This is a genomic window from Streptomyces sp. MAI_2237 (assembly GCF_054189285.1).
Map to the genome: position 1 here is coordinate 891,044 of NZ_JAJPGQ010000002.1, position 15,423 is coordinate 906,466.

General features: G+C 73.0%; 16 protein-coding genes and 1 pseudogene. 8 read left to right on the forward strand and 9 right to left on the reverse strand.

Translation table 11 applies throughout. The annotated features are described in order from the left end of the window. Positions 1-28: 28 nt before the first annotated feature. Positions 29-1,018 carry a ribokinase gene (locus LN251_RS08775; protein WP_458243907.1) on the forward strand — a complete coding sequence of 330 codons (990 nt, stop codon included), beginning with the start codon at positions 29-31 and terminating at the stop codon, positions 1,016-1,018. Beyond that, a complete protein-coding gene (rbsD, locus tag LN251_RS08780) occupies positions 1,015-1,404 on the forward strand; it encodes a D-ribose pyranase (protein WP_362989421.1) in 390 nt (129 codons plus the stop codon). Before LN251_RS08775 ends, rbsD begins: the two co-directional genes overlap by 4 nt. Before the next feature lie 207 nt (positions 1,405-1,611). Here the strand turns inward: rbsD and LN251_RS08785 are convergent, their stop codons facing one another. Genes LN251_RS08785 through LN251_RS08795 form a run of 3 tightly spaced genes read right to left on the reverse strand, consistent with a single transcriptional unit; the run spans position 1,612 to position 4,750 of the window. Continuing rightward, entirely contained in the window at positions 1,612-2,409 is a 798-nt protein-coding gene (locus tag LN251_RS08785; protein WP_458244156.1) for a sugar phosphate isomerase/epimerase family protein, read from the reverse strand. A 35-nt stretch (positions 2,410-2,444) separates the two neighbouring features. Next, on the reverse strand, positions 2,445-3,596 hold the full coding sequence (locus LN251_RS08790) for a dihydrodipicolinate synthase family protein (protein ID WP_458243908.1): 1,152 nt from the start codon (positions 3,594-3,596) through the stop codon (positions 2,445-2,447). Next, complete coding sequence (locus tag LN251_RS08795) at positions 3,593-4,750, reverse strand: Gfo/Idh/MocA family protein (protein ID WP_458243909.1); 1,158 nt, start codon at positions 4,748-4,750, stop codon at positions 3,593-3,595. The genes LN251_RS08790 and LN251_RS08795 overlap by 4 nt, the downstream gene beginning before the upstream one ends. A gap of 277 nt (positions 4,751-5,027) precedes the next feature. On the opposite strand from LN251_RS08795, the gene LN251_RS08800 reads away from it, so the two are divergent. The 3 genes from LN251_RS08800 to LN251_RS08810 all read left to right on the forward strand — a co-directional run bounded on the left by LN251_RS08800 (position 5,028) and on the right by LN251_RS08810 (position 8,049). Then, the gene (locus LN251_RS08800) at positions 5,028-6,077 is read left to right on the forward strand and encodes a LacI family DNA-binding transcriptional regulator (protein ID WP_058925172.1); all 1,050 of its coding nucleotides are present in this window, start codon (positions 5,028-5,030) and stop codon (positions 6,075-6,077) included. A 195-nt stretch (positions 6,078-6,272) separates the two neighbouring features. Next, positions 6,273-7,205 (forward strand): bifunctional helix-turn-helix transcriptional regulator/GNAT family N-acetyltransferase, encoded by a 933-nt coding sequence (locus LN251_RS08805; protein WP_458243910.1) that lies wholly within the window; start codon positions 6,273-6,275, stop codon positions 7,203-7,205. Positions 7,206-7,248: 43 nt separating this feature from the next. Beyond that, complete coding sequence (locus tag LN251_RS08810; protein ID WP_458243911.1) at positions 7,249-8,049, forward strand: sugar phosphate isomerase/epimerase family protein; 801 nt, start codon at positions 7,249-7,251, stop codon at positions 8,047-8,049. On the opposite strand, the gene LN251_RS08815 is transcribed toward LN251_RS08810, so the two are convergent. From LN251_RS08815 to LN251_RS08840, 6 genes and pseudogenes are all read right to left on the reverse strand, one after another. Beyond that, positions 8,033-8,614: an RBBP9/YdeN family alpha/beta hydrolase gene (locus LN251_RS08815; protein ID WP_458243912.1), complete on the reverse strand. Its 582-nt coding sequence runs from the start codon at positions 8,612-8,614 to the stop codon at positions 8,033-8,035. The two genes, LN251_RS08810 and LN251_RS08815, sit on opposite strands and share 17 nt — an antisense overlap. Positions 8,615-8,645: 31 nt before the next feature. Then, positions 8,646-9,275: a GNAT family N-acetyltransferase gene (locus tag LN251_RS08820; protein ID WP_458243913.1), complete on the reverse strand. Its 630-nt coding sequence runs from the start codon at positions 9,273-9,275 to the stop codon at positions 8,646-8,648. Positions 9,276-9,289: 14 nt separating this feature from the next. Then, a complete protein-coding gene (locus tag LN251_RS08825) occupies positions 9,290-9,970 on the reverse strand; it encodes an HAD family hydrolase (RefSeq protein ID WP_458243914.1) in 681 nt (226 codons plus the stop codon). Beyond that, positions 9,960-10,364, reverse strand: a pseudogene (locus tag LN251_RS08830) (3-phosphoshikimate 1-carboxyvinyltransferase); the annotation flags it as partial. The gene LN251_RS08825 and the pseudogene LN251_RS08830, both read right to left, overlap by 11 nt. Next, complete coding sequence (locus LN251_RS08835) at positions 10,355-10,522, reverse strand: hypothetical protein (RefSeq protein ID WP_458243915.1); 168 nt, start codon at positions 10,520-10,522, stop codon at positions 10,355-10,357. The gene LN251_RS08835 and the pseudogene LN251_RS08830, both read right to left, overlap by 10 nt. A gap of 3 nt (positions 10,523-10,525) precedes the next feature. Further along, positions 10,526-11,440: an EamA family transporter gene (locus LN251_RS08840; protein ID WP_458243916.1), complete on the reverse strand. Its 915-nt coding sequence runs from the start codon at positions 11,438-11,440 to the stop codon at positions 10,526-10,528. An 88-nt stretch (positions 11,441-11,528) separates the two neighbouring features. Here LN251_RS08840 and LN251_RS08845 point away from each other — a divergent pair, with 88 nt between their 5' ends. The 3 genes from LN251_RS08845 (at position 11,529) to LN251_RS08855 (ending at position 15,414) form a co-directional block, all read left to right on the forward strand. After that, entirely contained in the window at positions 11,529-12,446 is a 918-nt protein-coding gene (locus tag LN251_RS08845) for a LysR family transcriptional regulator (protein ID WP_458243917.1), read from the forward strand. Between the two features lie 409 nt (positions 12,447-12,855). Further along, complete coding sequence (locus LN251_RS08850) at positions 12,856-14,640, forward strand: glycoside hydrolase family 3 protein (RefSeq protein ID WP_458243918.1); 1,785 nt, start codon at positions 12,856-12,858, stop codon at positions 14,638-14,640. A gap of 129 nt (positions 14,641-14,769) precedes the next feature. Beyond that, positions 14,770-15,414 (forward strand): hypothetical protein, encoded by a 645-nt coding sequence (locus LN251_RS08855; RefSeq protein WP_458243919.1) that lies wholly within the window; start codon positions 14,770-14,772, stop codon positions 15,412-15,414. The last annotated feature ends 9 nt before the right edge of the window (positions 15,415-15,423 follow it).

The following is a 15,423-nucleotide window of genomic DNA, read 5'->3' on the forward strand; positions in this document are numbered from 1 at the left end:
CTGATCATTCATCTGGGGAGTCTTTCTGATGTACGACTACGACCTGCTGGTCGTGGGTTCGGCCAACGCCGACCTGGTCATCGGTGTCGAGCGCAGGCCGGAGGCGGGCGAGACCGTGCTCGGTTCCGACCTGGCCGTCCACCCGGGCGGCAAGGGCGCCAACCAGGCGGTGGCCGCCGCCCGCCTCGGGGCCCGTACGGCCCTGCTGGCGCGGGTCGGCGACGACGCGTACGGCCGGCTGCTGCTCGACTCGCAGCGGGCGGCCGGCGTCGACACGGTGGGCGTGCTGGCCGGCGGGGCGCCCACGGGGGTCGCGCTCATCACCGTCGACCCCTCGGGGGACAACAGCATCGTGGTGTCGCCGGGCGCGAACGGCCGTCTGACACCGGCCGACGTCCGGGCGGCGGCCGGCCTCCTCCAGCGCTCGCGGGTGGTGTCGGCGCAGCTGGAGATCCCGCTGGAGACGGTCGTGGAGGCGGTACGGAGCCGGGCTGAGGGCAGCCGGTTCGTGCTCAACCCCTCGCCGCCCCGGCCGCTGCCGGCCGAGGTGCTGGCGGCCTGCGACCCGCTGATCGTCAACGAGCACGAGGCGAAGGTCGTCCTGGGCGAGGCGTGCGTGTCGGAACGTCCGGAGGACTGGGCGCGGCTGCTGCTCGCGAAGGGTCCGCGGTCGGTGGTGATCACCCTGGGCGCGCAGGGCGCGCTGGTGGCCTCGGCGGAGGGTGTGGAGCGGGTGCCGTCGACGAAGGTGGACGCGGTCGACACGACGGGCGCGGGCGACGCGTTCACGGCGGGACTGGCGTGGCGGCTGGGCACGGGCTCGGCCCTGGCCGAGGCCGCCGCCTACGCGGCCCGGGTCGGCGCGGCCGCCGTCACCAGGGAGGGTGCGCAGGAGTCCTTCCCCACCGCCGAGGAGGTCGAGGCGCTGTGCCGTGCCGACCCGGGGGACGACCCCCGGACCCCCGGCAGTGGGTCGGACGACGCATCCGGCACCGGCTTGGGAGGTGAGTCCCGGTGAAGAAGGCGGGGATCCTCAACCGTCATCTCTCCGGCGCGCTGGCCGAGCTGGGGCACGGGGACGGGGTGCTGGTGTGCGACGCGGGCATGCCGATCCCGGACGGCCCCCGCGTGGTCGACCTCGCCTTCCGTGCCGGGGTGCCGTCCTTCGCGACGGTCCTCGACGGGCTGCTGGCCGAGCTGGTGGTGGAGGGGGCCACGGCGGCCGCGGAGGTCCAGGACGCCAACCCCGGTGCCGCCGCCCTGCTGAAGGGCGAGTTCCCGAAGCTGGAGCTGGTGTCGCACGAGCGGCTGAAGGAACTGTCGGCCGGGGCCCGGCTGGTGGTCCGCACCGGGGAGGCACGGCCGTACGCGAACGTGCTGCTGCGGTGCGGGGTGTTCTTCTAGCCGCCCGCCGGAAGAAATTCGAGGGGGCCCGATCCGTCGACCGGGCCCCCTCGGCTTTTCCCCTCCTGCATCAGAACCCCCGCGATCCCCCCAGATCCCCCTCCAAGAGTCCTGACACCAAGTACGACACGCCAGGTGGGGGAAGGGTTGTACGCCATTTCCAAGATTTTTTCGCGGGGTCGTTCCAGGTGTCCTACAGGCCCGGGATCAGGCGGTGTGCTCCACGAAGCGCCGGGCCGTCTCGGTGAGGACCTCGCGGCCGTCCCTCGCCCAGAGGGCGTCGTTGAAGAGCTCGACCTCGATGGGGCCGGTGTAGCCCGCGGACTCGACGTATCCCTGCCACTCCCGCATGTCGATCGCGCCGTCGCCGATCTGGCCGCGGCCGTTGAGGACGCCCTCCGGCAGCGGGGTGGTCCAGTCGGCGAGCTGGAAGGTGTGGATGCGGCCGCCCGCCCCGGCGCGGGCGATCTGCGCGGGCGCGGTGTCGTCCCACCAGATGTGGTACGTGTCGACGGTGACGCCGACCTGGTGGGCCGGGAAGCGTTCCGCGAGGTCGAGGGCCTGGGCGAGGGTCGAGACCACGCAGCGGTCGGAGGCGAACATCGGGTGCAGCGGCTCGACGGCCAGACGGACCCCGTGCCGCTCTGCATACGGGCCCAGTTCCGCGAGCGCGTCGGCGATCCGCTCCCGGGCGCCGCGCAGGTCCTTCGAGCCGGCCGGGAGGCCGCCCGAGACCAGCACCAGGGTGTCGGTGCCGAGGGTCGCCGCCTCGTCGACGGCGCGGCGGTTGTCGGCCAGGGCGGCGGCGCGCTCGGCCGGATCGATCGCCGTGAGGAAGCCGCCCCGGCACAGGGTAGTGACCGTCAGGCCCGCGTCGCGCACCAGCTTGGCGGTCGCGTCGAGGCCGTGCGCCCGCACGGGCTCGCGCCACAGGCCGACGTTGCCGATGCCCAGCTCCCGGCAGGCGTCGACCAGTTCAGGCATCGACAGCTGCTTGACCGTCATCTGGTTGATGGAGAAGCGCGTCAGGTCGAGGTCGGTCACTGGGTCACTCCGTACAGGGCGAGCAGGTTCCTCATCCGCTCCTCCGCGAGCTTCGGGTCCGGGAACAGGCCCAGGCCGTCGGCGAGTTCGTAGGCGCGGGCGAGGTGCGGCAGGGAGCGGGCCGACTGCAGGCCGCCGACCATGGTGAAGTGCGCCTGGTGACCGGCCAGCCAGGCCAGGAAGACCACGCCGGTCTTGTAGAACCGGGTGGGCGTCTGGAAGAGGTGGCGGGACAACTCGACCGTGGGGTCGAGGAGTTCACGGAACCCCTGGACGTCCCCGGTGTCCAGGACGCGCACCGCCTGCGCGGCCAGCGGGCCGAGCGGGTCGAAGATGCCGAGCAGGGCGTGGCTGAAGCCCTTGTCGTCACCGGCGATCAGCTCGGGGTAGTTGAAGTCGTCGCCCGTGTAGCAGCGCACGCCCTGCGGGAGGCGGCGCCGGATGTCGATCTCCCGCCGGGCGTCCAGCAGCGAGACCTTGATGCCCTCCACCTTGTCGGGGTGGGCGGCGATGACCTCCAGGAAGGTGTCGGTGGCCGCGTCGAGGTCGGCGGAGCCCCAGTAGCCCTCCAGCGCCGGGTCGAACATCGGGCCGAGCCAGTGCAGGACCACCGGCTCGGCGGCCTGGCGCAGCAGGTGGCCGTAGACCTCCAGGTAGTCCTCGGGGCCGGACGCGGCCGCGGCGAGCGCTCGGGAGGCCATCAGGATCGCCTGGGCGCCGGAGGACTCCACGAGGGCGAGCTGCTCCTCGTAGGCCGCGCGGACCTCCGCGAGGGTCCCGGCGGTGATCTGGTCGGTGCCGACGCCGCAGGCGATCCGGCCGCCGACCGCCCTGGCCTCGGCGGCGCTGCGGCGGATCAGCTCGGCCGCGCCCGCCCAGTCCAGGCCCATACCGCGCTGGGCGGTGTCCATGGCCTCGGCGACGCCGAGCCCGTGGGACCACAGGTGGCGGCGGAAGGCGAGGGTGGCGTCCCAGTCGACGGCCGCCGGGGAGTCGGGCGTGGTGTCGGCGAACGGGTCGGCGACGACGTGCGCCGCCGAGAAGACCGTACGGGAGGTGAAGGGGGCACCGGGGGTGACGGCGAACGGCTCGGGGCGGGGTTCGTACGTCCGCAGCCCGCCGGTGGAGTCCGGGAGTCGGATGGTCACAGCTGGATCTCCGGTACGTCGATGCGGACGCCCTCGGCCGAGGACTTCAGGCCCAGCTCGGCGAGCTGGACGCCACGGGCGCCGGCGAGCAGGTCCCAGTGGTAGGGGGCGTCGGCGTAGACGTGCCGCAGGAACAGCTCCCACTGGGCCTTGAAGCCGTTGTCGAAGTCGTCGTTGTCCGGGATCTCCTGCCACTGGTCGCGGAAGGAGTAGGTGGCCGGGAGGTCGGGGTTCCACACCGGCATGGGGGTCATGGAGCGGTGCTGGACACGGCAGTTGCGCAGCCCCGCGACCGCCGAGCCCTCGGTGCCGTCGACCTGGAACTCGACCAGCTCGTCGCGGTTGACGCGGACGGCCCAGGACGAGTTGATCTGGGCGATCGCGCCGCCGTCGAGCTCGAAGATGCCGTAGGCGGCGTCGTCGGCGGTGGCGTCGTAGGGCTTGCCGTTCTCGTCCCAGCGCTGCGGGATGTGGGTGGTGGCGATGGCCTGCACGGACTTCACGCGGCCGAACAGCTCGTGCAGCACGTACTCCCAGTGCGGGAACATGTCGACGACGATGCCGCCGCCGTCCTCGGCGCGGTAGTTCCAGGAGGGGCGCTGGGCGGTCTGCCAGTCGCCCTCGAAGACCCAGTAGCCGAACTCGCCGCGCACGGACAGGATCCGGCCGAAGAAGCCACCGTCGATGAGCCGCTTGAGCTTGAGCAGGCCGGGCAGGAACAGCTTGTCCTGGACGACGCCGTGCTTGATGCCGGCCGCGTTCGCGAGGCGGGCCAGTTCCAGGGCGCCGTCCAGGCCGGTGGCCGTCGGCTTCTCGGTGTAGATGTGCTTGCCCGCCGCGATCGCCTTCTTGATCGCCTCCTCACGGGCCGAGGTCACCTGGGCGTCGAAGTAGATGTCGACGCTCGGGTCGGCGAGCACCGCGTCGACGTCGGTCGCGATGTTCTCCGCGGCCAGGCCGTGCTGCTCGGCGAGCGCCCTGAGGGCGTGCTCACGGCGGCCCACCAGGATCGGTTCCGGCCACAGCACGGTGCCGTCGCCGAGGTCGAGGCCGCCCTGCTCACGGAGGGCCAGGATCGAGCGGACCAGGTGCTGGCGGTAGCCCATGCGTCCGGTCACGCCGTTCATGGCGATCCGCACCGTCTTGCGTGTCACGTCATTCCCTTCGTACGCGGGGTCCGCGCCGCGTACGCCCCCGTCTTTCACTGACGAGCGCCACAGCAAGCGCTTTCTATGACATAAGAAGCTAGCCTCTGACAAGCGGTCTGGACAAGACCGTGACGGGGTCGAGTTGTTCGAGGGGGCGAACAACCAGGGGGTGTGGCCGTAAGGTCTGGTCGAAAACCATGGCCGGGGTCCCCGCGAAACCGCGGCCGTGGCCTGTGCGTGTACAACGAGGTACGACGATGATGCGCGACCGGAGGACGACGAGATGACGGTGACCCTGGCGGACGTGGCGGCCCGCGCGCAGGTCTCGCCCGCGACGGTGTCGCGCGTGCTGAACGGGAACTATCCCGTGGCCGCCTCCACCCGTGAGCGGGTGCTGAAGGCCGTGGACGAGCTGGACTACGTACTGAACGGGCCGGCGAGTTCGCTGGCCGCCGCCACGTCGGACCTGGTGGGAATCCTCGTCAACGACATCGCGGACCCCTTCTTCGGGATCATGGCGAGCGCCATCCAGTCGGAGATCGGGGGTCCGGGCGGCCGGGCCGGCGGTGAGCGGCTCGCGGTGGTCTGCAACACCGGCGGTACGCCGGAGCGCGAGCTGACGTATCTGACGCTGCTGCAGCGGCAGCGGGCGGCGGCGGTGGTGCTGACCGGCGGGGCGGTGGAGGACGAGCCGCACGCGACGGCCGTCGCGGCGAAGCTGCGCAAGCTGGCGGAGGCCGGGACGCGGGTGGTGCTGTGCGGGCGTCCGCCGGCGCCGGAGACCGGGGCGATCGCGCTGACCTTCGACAACCGCGGGGGCGGGCAGCGGCTGACCGAGCACCTCATCGGGCTCGGGCACCGCAGGATGGGCTACATCGCCGGCCCCGAGGAGCGGACCACGACCCGGCACCGGCTGGAGGGCCACCGGGCGGCGCTGGCCGCGGCGGGCATCGAGGAGGACCCGCGCTGGACGGTGTGGGGGCGCTACGACCGGCAGGCGGGGTACGAGGCCACGCTGGAACTGCTGCGCCGGGACCCGTCGCTGACGGCCGTGGTCGCCGCGAACGACTCCGTCGCGCTGGGGGCGTGCGCCGCGCTGCGGGAGTCCGGGCTGCGGATTCCCGAGGACGTGTCGGTCGCCGGGTTCGACGATCTGCCGTTCAGTGTGGACGCGGTGCCGGCGCTGACGACCGTGCGGTTGCCGCTGGCGGAGGCGGGGGCCCGGGCGGGGCGGATCGCCATGGGGCGGGAGGAGCCGCCGCCCGGGGGGATCGCGACGGTTCGGGGGGAGTTGATGGTGCGGGGGTCCACCGGGGGGCCGCGGGTGTCTTGAGGCGCCGGTCGTTGTGAGGGGCCGCTTGTTCGTGCTGACGTCGGCTGGGGGCTTGCAGCCCCCAGACCCCCGCGTCGGCCCTGAACGGGCCTCGTCCTCAAACGCCGGACGGGCTGAAAACGGCTGGCCGCCCCCCGCTTGAGTGACTTACTCTCGGTATCTCTGACTCAGTCAACCATCCGGGGGTCGACGATCATGACCGTCCAGGACATCCGGGCCTTCAACCGCTTCTACACGAACGTGATCGGTGCGCTCGACTACAGCCGGCAGCTGTATGCGCCGTACACCCTCACCGAGTCCCGTGTGCTGTACGAGCTCGCGCACTCGCCGCGGACCGACGCGGCCGATCTGCGGGCCGAGCTCTCGTTGGACGCGGGGTATCTGAGCCGGATCCTGAACAAGTTCGAGGAGGCCGGGCTGATCGAGCGCACCGCCTCCCCGTCCGATCCCCGGCGGCGGCGCGTCGCCCTCACCGCGAAGGGGCGGGAGACCGCCGCGCTGCTCGCCGAGCGGGCCGACGAGTCGGTCGGCGCGCTGCTCGCCACCGTTCCGCCCGGCGACCGGCCCCGTCTCGGTGAGGCGATGCGGACCGTGCGGACGCTGCTGTCGGACGGGCGGCCGCCCAGGCGGCAGGACGTGCTGCTGCGCGAGCCCGGTCCCGGCGACCTGGGCTGGATCGTGCAGCGCAACGCCGCGCTGTACGCCGCCGAGTACGGGTGGAACACCGACTACGAGGGCCTGGTCGCCCGGATCGTGGCCGACTTCGCCGAGGACCACGACCCGCATCTGGAGCGGGTGTGGATCGCCGAGCTGGACGGCCGGCCGGTGGGGTGCGTCATGTGCGTGCGCGACGAGGCCCCGGCCACGGCTCGGCTGCGGTTGCTGCTGGTCGAGCCCGAGGCCCGCGGGCTCGGCATCGGCGACCGGCTGGTGCGGGCCGTGATCGACTTCGCGCGCGGGGTCGGCTACCACGAGCTGGTGCTGTGGACCAACGACGTCCTCGCCACCGCCCGCCGCATCTACCAGCGCCACGGCTTCGTCCTCGCCGCCGAGAAACCGCACCGCTCCTTCGGAAAGGATCTCACCGGCCAGGACTGGCGGCTGGACCTGAACGGCACGCGAGAGTGACACAGCAGGGTTGGTTCGCGCATTCCCGGTGACAATAGGGACCATGCGACTGGCCTTCTCCACCCTCGGCGTCCCCGGTCTGCCCGTCCCGGACGTGGTCCGGCTCGCGGCCACCCACGGCTACCACGGCGTCGAGCTGCGCGCCCATCCCGAGGAGCCCGTCCACCCCGGCATCGGCCAGGGCGAACGGGCCGACGTGGCGAGCGAGTTCAAGGCGGGCGGCATAGAGATCCTGGGCGTCGCGGGATACACGCGGGTGGCCGCGCCCGGCGACGACGGCCCCGTGATCGACGAGATCCGCGAACTGCTCGACCTCGCCCACGACCTCGGCGCCCCGTACGTCCGGGTCTTCCCCGGCGCCGACCGCGAACAGACCTCCGAGCGCGCCGACGCCATCGCCGCCCGCCGGCTGGGCACCGCCGCGGAGTACGCGGGCGACCTGGGCGTCCGCATCCTGCTGGAGACGCACGACTCGCACCGCACCGCCGCCGACGCGATCCGCGTCCTCGGCCTGGTCGGCCACCGGCACGTCGGTGCCCTGTGGGACGTCATGCACACCTGGCTGGGCGGCGAGCAGCCCGCCGAGTCGTTCGCGGCCCTCTCCCCCTACCTCGGCTACGTCCAGGTCAAGGACATCGCCTCCGCCGACGACACCACCCCGCTGCCTCTCGGCGCGGGCGTGCTGCCGCTGTCCGACACCGTGGAGGTGCTCTCCCGCCACGAGTGGGACGGGTGGCTGTGCTGGGAGTACGAGAAGCGGTGGTACGAGGACGCGGCGCCCCTGGAGGGCCTGCTGGAGGCGGGGCGCGCGCATCTGGGGCGCCTGCTCAACGATTCGGCGTGATCCGGGCGGCCGGGTCCAGGCACCAGTCCAGGACCGCCGGCCACTCGCCGTAACCGGCGTCCAGGTCGAGGTGGGCGGCGCCGGGGAGGATGTCGGTGGGGATGCCCAGGGGGTCTCCGTAGAGTGCGCGAGCGCCCTCCGGGCAGTAGGGGTCGTCGTCGCCGGCCACCAGCCTGGTGGAGGCGGGGAGGGTGAGGTCGAGGGCGGGCGGCGCGAAGGCGGCGATTTCCGCGTGGCGCAGGAGGACGGAGGCGGAGGGCGGGGCGACCAGCAGGACGCGGTCCACGGCGCCGTCCGGCACCAGCCCGCGCGCGACCGCGTGCAGCCACAGCACCGCGGAGGCGCTGTGCGCGACCACGACCCGTTCGGCGTCCGCGCGCAGACCTGTCAGGTGGCGGGTGAGCTCCGACAGCCAGGTCTCGAGGTCCGGGTCGTCGGGGTCGGGGAGCTGGGGGTAGGTCACCGGGTGGCCGAGCGCGGCGAGGCGGTCGGCGAGCCGGTGCTGCCAGTGGGCCTCGGGGCGGCGGTTCTGCCAGCCGTGCAGGATCAGGACGTGCGAGGTCATGGGTTGCCCTTCGTGCTCGGGATCGTGGTGCTCAGGCTCGCGTCAGGAGCCCCGCCACCCGCTCGCGCAGCCGGTCGCGGCACTGCGGCCACTCCTCGGCCGTGATGGAGAAGATCGCCGAGTCGCGCAGCCGGTCCTCCTCCCCCGGCGCCCAGGACCGCGACCAGTTGCGCAGGACGCCCTCGAATCGGGCACCCACGCTCTCGATCGCCGCCCGGGAGCGGGCGTTGCGGGCGTCCGTCTTCAGGTCGACCCGCGACACGCCCCACACCTCGAAGGCATGGCCGAAGAGCAGCAGCTTGGCCTCGGCGTTCACGCCGGTGCCCTGCATCGAGCGGGCCAGCCAGGTGAAGCCGACCTCGACCGCGTCGAGCCGGTCGTCACTGTGCCAGCACCGCGGCTCCCAGTACGCCGTCGCGCCCACCGCCCGCCCGGTCACGCGCGACACCTGGGCGTAGGGCGCGAGCCGTCCCGTCGCCGCCCGTTCCAGCTGGGCGTCGATGTAGGCGCCCACCTCGTGGGCCCTCGGCACCCAGGTGAAGCCGTAGGTGTCCCGGTTCTCCTCGGCCGCCGCGGCGAGGTCGGCGGCATGACGGGCCTCCAACGGCTCCAGGCGCACCGACGCGCCTTCGAGCAAAGGCCCCTGAAGCCTGTGTCCCATCGGGCCGGCCCCTCTCAGTCGTGGAACAGGTCGATGATCTCGGTGAGCGAGCCGATCGACGCGACGTGCGGTCGGCCGCCGGGGGGTGCTCCTTCCCGGAGCAGCGCCCTTCCCGTGTAGCCGAGTTCGATGGCCGCGACCACCAGTGCCGGGTCGTCGTCGACGAACACGCACTCCTCCGGCCGCAGTCCCAGCGCGTCACTGGCATGCCGGTACATGCGCGGGTCGGGCTTGCGGCAGCCGAGGACCGCCGAGACGGCATAGGCCTCGAAGTAGTCGTCGATGCCCAGCTCGGCGTGCAGCTCGGGCAGTCCGGCCCAGGCGTCGGAGACGACCGCCATCCGCACGCCCCGGCGCCCGAGCTCCTCCAGGGTCGGAATCACGTCCGGGAAGACCTCCAGCACCGAGGCGGCCGGCACCTCGCGGCTCAGGTCGGCCAGCAGAGCGGGCGTCGGTTCGAGGCCGAGATGGCGCAGCAGCACCCGGTGGTAGTCGTCGTAGTCCGGCGTCGACTCGGAGGCGGCGAAGAACGCCTCCCCCGCCGTCATCGCCGCCGCGAACCGCTCCGCCGTGATGCCCGGGTCGTACGCCAGAACGGTCTCCTCGAAGTCGGCCCTCGGATTCCACCGTCCGCCGATGGGGCGCATCAGCACACCGCCCGAGTCGAAGAGAACCGCCCGCAGCTCAGCCGCCATCCCCCAGCCCGCCCCTCAACTCCGTCGCGAACTCCGCGAACGCCCTGTGGAAGCCGGGGAAAGTCTTGCGTACGCAGTCGGGGTCGTCGAACGAGATTCCCGGTGCGCGCAGCCCGGTGACCGCGAAGGACATGACGACGCGGTGATCGCCGTAGGAGGTGATCTCCGCCGGTGCGGGCCGGGTGCCCGGGCGGATCTCGATCCAGTCCGGGCCGGTGGCCACGTCCACGCCGAGCCGCCGCAGGTTGTGCGCGCAGGCCTCCAGCCGGTCGCACTCCTTGACCCGGGTGTTCGCCACGTCCTCGATGCGCACGGGGCCGGAGGCGAAGGGCGCGATCGCCGCCGGTGTCGGCATGGTGGCGGAGATGTCCCGCATGGCGACCGTCAGGCCGCGCCGACCCGGTAGCCGAGGCGCGTGAGGCCTTCGGCGAAGCCCTCGGTGTCGTCGGAGCGCAGCGGCCGGACGAGGGTGGTGACACCGTCGGCCGCGGCGGCCAGGAAGAGGGCGCGGGCGGTGAGGGACTTGGAGCCGGGGAGGTGCGCAACGGGCATGGTTCATGATCGGCCGAGCACCGGCTCGGGCGCTGCCCCGTCCGCGGGATGGACCGCCTCGCGTCGCCGCCGCGGCACCGACGCGAGCGCCACCCCGCCGACCAGCAGTGCCGCCGCGCACCAGCGCAGGCCGCTCACCGACTCGCCGAGGAACAGCGCCGCCGACGACATGCCGAAGACCGGTACCAGGAGGGAGAAGGGCGCGACCGTGGACGCCGGGTGCCGGCGCAGCAGCCAGCCCCACGCCCCGAAGCCGAAGACCGTGGTGACCCAGGCGACGTAGACGACGGTGCCGGCGCCCTGCCAGTCGAGGGCGCGCAGGGCGTCGTAGTCCCGGCCGGGGCCCTCCAGCAGGAGGGACAGGGCGAGGAGCGGGAGGACGGGGACCGTGCTGACCCAGACCATGAAGTTCAGCGCGTCGGGCGGGGCCGCCTTGCGGGTGAGGACGTTCGAGACGCCCCAGCAGGCCGCCGCCGCGATGACGAGGGCGAACGCGCCGAGCGGTCCCGAGGCCCCCTCGTCCACCGCGGCGACGCCGATGCCGGCGAGGGCGACCGCCATGCCCACCACCCGGATGCGGGAGGGGCGTTCGCCGAGCGCGACGAAGGCCACGGCCGCCGTGAACACCGCCTGGATCTGCAGCACGAGGGACGACAGGCCGGCCGGCATGCCCGCGTCCATGCCCACGAACAGCAGGCCGAACTTCGCCACTCCCAGCACCAGTCCCACCGCCAGCACCCACTTGAAGGCCACCTTCGGGCGGCCCACGAAGAAGACCGCCGGGAGCGCCGCCGCGAAGAAGCGCAGGGCCGAGAAGAGCAGCGGCGGGAAATGGGCGAGGCCGATCTCGATGACGGTGAAGTTGACGCCCCAGACGGCGGCCACGAGGACGGCGAGGGCGAGGTGCGCGGGTCTCATGCGTCGAGCATCACTTCCCCCGACCGTGAAGCACCAGCGATGATTGCTGCATGGTCGGATGAAGCATCGCTGATGAATGGGGGTTCCCGTGCTCGATCTCCAGCGGCTGCGCGCCCTGCACGCCGTGTCCGTCCACGGCACCGTGGGCGCGGCGGCGGCCGCCCTCGGGTACACGCCCTCGGCGGTGTCCCAGCAGATCGCCAAGCTGGAGCGGGAGACCCGGACCGTGCTGCTCGAACGGGAGGGGCGCGGGGTGCGGCTGACGGCCGAGGCGCACCGCCTGGTCGACACGGCGCAGGAGTTGCTGGCCATCGTCGAGCGGGCCGAGACCGAGCTGGAGGAGCGGCGCGGGAGGCCGGCGGGGCGGCTGACGATCGCCGCGTTCGCGTCGGCCGCGCGCGGGCTGATGCCCGCCGTGCTGGCCGACCTCGCGGCCCGGCATCCGGCCCTGGACGCCCGGCTGTCCGAGATCGACCCGCATCTGTCGGTGGACCTGGTCGCCAAGGGCGCCGTCGACCTGGCCGTGGCGCACGACTGGGACATCGCGCCGATGCCCGTGCCGCCCGGCGTGGAGCACGCGGCGATCGGCGACGACCGCAGCACACTGCTGGTGCCGGAGGGGCATCCCCTCGCCGGGCGGGAGTCGGTGCGGCGCGAGGAGCTGGGCGGGCAGCGGTGGGTGTGCCAGCCGCCGGGCCGGGTCTGCCACGACTGGCTGCTGCGCACGATGCGCGCGGCCGGGCACGAGCCGGAGATCGTGCACCAGGCGGACGAGAACCCCACGCTCGTCGCCCTGGTCGCCGGCGGCCTCGGCATCTGCCTGGTGCCGCGCCTGGGCCGCGGCCCGCTGCCGCCCGGGGTCGTCGAGGTGCACCTGGACCCGACCCCGGTGAGGCACCTGTACGCCCTGTGGCGCAAGGGAGCCGCTCGTCGTCCGGCGATCGCAGAGACCGTACGCACTCTGCAGGAGAAGTGGCCGGAAGTGGCGGCACTTCCGTCCCGCTGATCCCTCCGTCACCAACTTCCGGAATTCGGGCGGAAGGCGGGAACCCACCCCGAACACGGTTCGTCCAACCCGCAGGCTGCCGGATGAGTCTCCGCCGTGCGGTGTCGGCCCTCGCTGCTGGCTGCGATCGCTGACCTACCCTCTCCGCCGTGCTGCGGCCGGCAGCGAAGCCGCCATCGGCGCGCCCCCCTCCAACAGCGCCGATGGCGGCCCCTCTGCGATCCAGGGCCCGCCGTTCGGATCAGCTCGGCGCCGCGGGCCCGAGTCGGCCACGACGCACCGTCCCCTGCAGCCGACCCGATCCGAACGACAGGCCCAGCGTGCGCACTGTCTTGACTGGCAGAAACTTTCTGGATATCTCATCTCCACGGAAGTTTCCTTCAGCGGATCTTCTCCGGAAGGAGCGCACGTGCCCTCCAGACGTACCGTTCTCGCCGCGACGATGGGTGTCACCGCCGCCCTCGCCGTCGGCGGCACCGCCCGGGCCGACGACGAGAGGCTGCGCGCCCTCGTCTCCCGTATGACCCTCGAGGAGAAGGTCGGCCAGCTCTTCGTCATGCGGGTCTACGGCAATTCGGCCACCGACCCCGACCAGGCCGACATCGACGCCAACCTCAAGGAGATCGGCGTCCGCACCGCCGCCGAGCTGGTCGCCAAGTACCGCGTCGGCGGCATCATCTACTTCACCTGGGCGCACAACACCGAGAACCCGCGCCAGATCGCCGCCCTGTCCAACGGCATCCAGCGCGCCTCCCTCGGCGCGCCCCGCGGCCTGCCCGTCCTGATCGCCACCGACCAGGAGCACGGCATCGTCTGCCGCGTCGGCAGGCCGGCCACCCTGTTCCCCGGCGCCATGGCCATGGGCGCCGGCGGCTCCCGCGGGGACGCCCGCACCCTCGGCCGCATCTCCGGCGGCGAGTTGCGGGCCATCGGCATCAACCAGGACTACTCCCCCGACGCCGACGTGAACGTCAACCCGGCCAACCCGGTCATCGGCGTACGGTCCTTCGGCGCCGACCCGGACGCGGTGGCCGCGCTGGTCGCCGCCGAGGTCCAGGGGTACCAGCGCTCGCGGGTCGCCGCGACCGCCAAGCACTTCCCGGGGCACGGCGACACGGCCGTCGACAGCCACTACGGCTTCCCGGTCATCACCCACACCCGGGAGGTGTGGGAGAAGCTGGACGCGGTGCCGTTCCGGGCGGCGATCAGGGCGGGCATCGACTGCGTCATGACCGCGCACATCCAGTTCCCGGCCCTGGACGACTCCGGTGACCCGGCGACCCTGTCCCACCCGATCCTCACCGGCATCCTGCGCGGCGAACTCGGCTACGACGGTGTGGTGGTGACCGACTCCCTGGGCATGGAGGGCGTCCGCACCAAGTACGGTGACGACCGCGTCCCGGTCCTCGCCCTCAAGGCCGGCGTCGACCAGCTCCTCAACCCGCCGGACCTCGCCGTCGCCTGGAACGCGGTCCTGAAGGCCGTACGGGACGGGGAGCTGACGGAGGCGCGGCTGGACGAGTCGATCCTGCGCATCCTGCGGCTGAAGGCGCGGCTGCGGCTGTTCGACGACCCGTACGCGCGGGAGGCGGACGTGGACCGCAGGGTGGGCACGAAGAGCCACCTGGAGGCCGCCGACCGCATCGCCGAACGGACGACGACCCTGCTGGTCAACGAGGGCGGCCTGCTGCCGCTGTCCCCGCGCACCCGGAAGAAGGTCCTCGTCGTCGGCGCGGACCCGGCCTCGCCGTCCGGCACCACGGGCCCCCCGACGGGCGTCCTCGCGGCGGCCCTCACCGAACTGGGCTTCGCGGCGACGGCGTTGTCGACGGGCACGGCCCCGTCCGCGGCCACGATCGCCAAGGCGGTCGCGGCGGCGGGTGACGCGGACGCGGTGGTCGTCGGGACCTACAACCTGACCGCGACCAGTTCCCAGAAGACCCTGGCCGAGCAGCTGGTGGCGACCGGGAAGCCGGTGGTCGCCGTCGCGATCCGCAACCCCTACGACGTGGCCCAGCTGCCCTCCGTACCGGCCGTCCTGGCCGCGTACTCGTGGACGGACGTCGAACTGCGGGCGGCGGCCCGGGTGATCGCCGGGAAGGTCGCGCCGCGCGGACGGCTGCCGGTGCCGGTGCAGCGGGCCGACGACCCGGCGCAGGTGCTCTACCCCATCGGCTACGGGCTGTCCTACTAGGCGGGGCGTAGCCCCCGTACGTCGCACAACCGGCGTACGCCCCCCAAAGGGCTCAAACCATCCCGCGCGTCTGGCGTGCGCCCGCTGTCGCGGGTCACGCTGGGGCCGGGGGTATGTGGGGGGAATGCGATGCGTGCGAGATGGTCGGCGGGGGTGCTCGGCGTGCTTCTGGTCGCCGGGATGTCGAGCGGGTGCGGGATGCTGTCCGGGTCCGGCGCGGCCGGGGACGGAGGAACGAGCGGGCCGCCGACGGGCAGCGGAACGGCCGCCTCGGCGCGCCCGTCGGGGTACGGCGCGGTGTTCCTCGCGGTCGACGAGTGCAGTTCCTTCGGCACGAGCAGCTTCACCGAGGTGCCGTGCACCAGTGAACGGGCGGCGGCCCGGGTCGTGGCCCGCTTCGACGGCACGGTCGCCCAGGGGCCGCTGTGCCCGGCGACCACCGACTTCGTGCTGCACATCAGCGAGCGGAGCCCGTCCTCCGACGAGGACGGCGACGGCACGGTGCCGCAGGGCTACGCCTGCATGCGCAACCTGGAGCCGCCGCATCCCGGCGACCCGGGCGGCGGGGGCGGCCCGCGCACCATCGTCGGCGACTGCGTCTACGGCTCCGGCGACGGCCAGGTGCGCGAGACGGCGTGCGACGGCAGCGGGAAGAGGAAGCCGCAGTACGAGGTGGTGAAGGCGGCGGCCACGCGGGGCGCGTGCCCGCGGGACACGGCCCTGTACGTACGGCTGAGGGGGGCGGACCCGGTGGGCTGCGCCCGGCGGCTGTGACGACCGCCG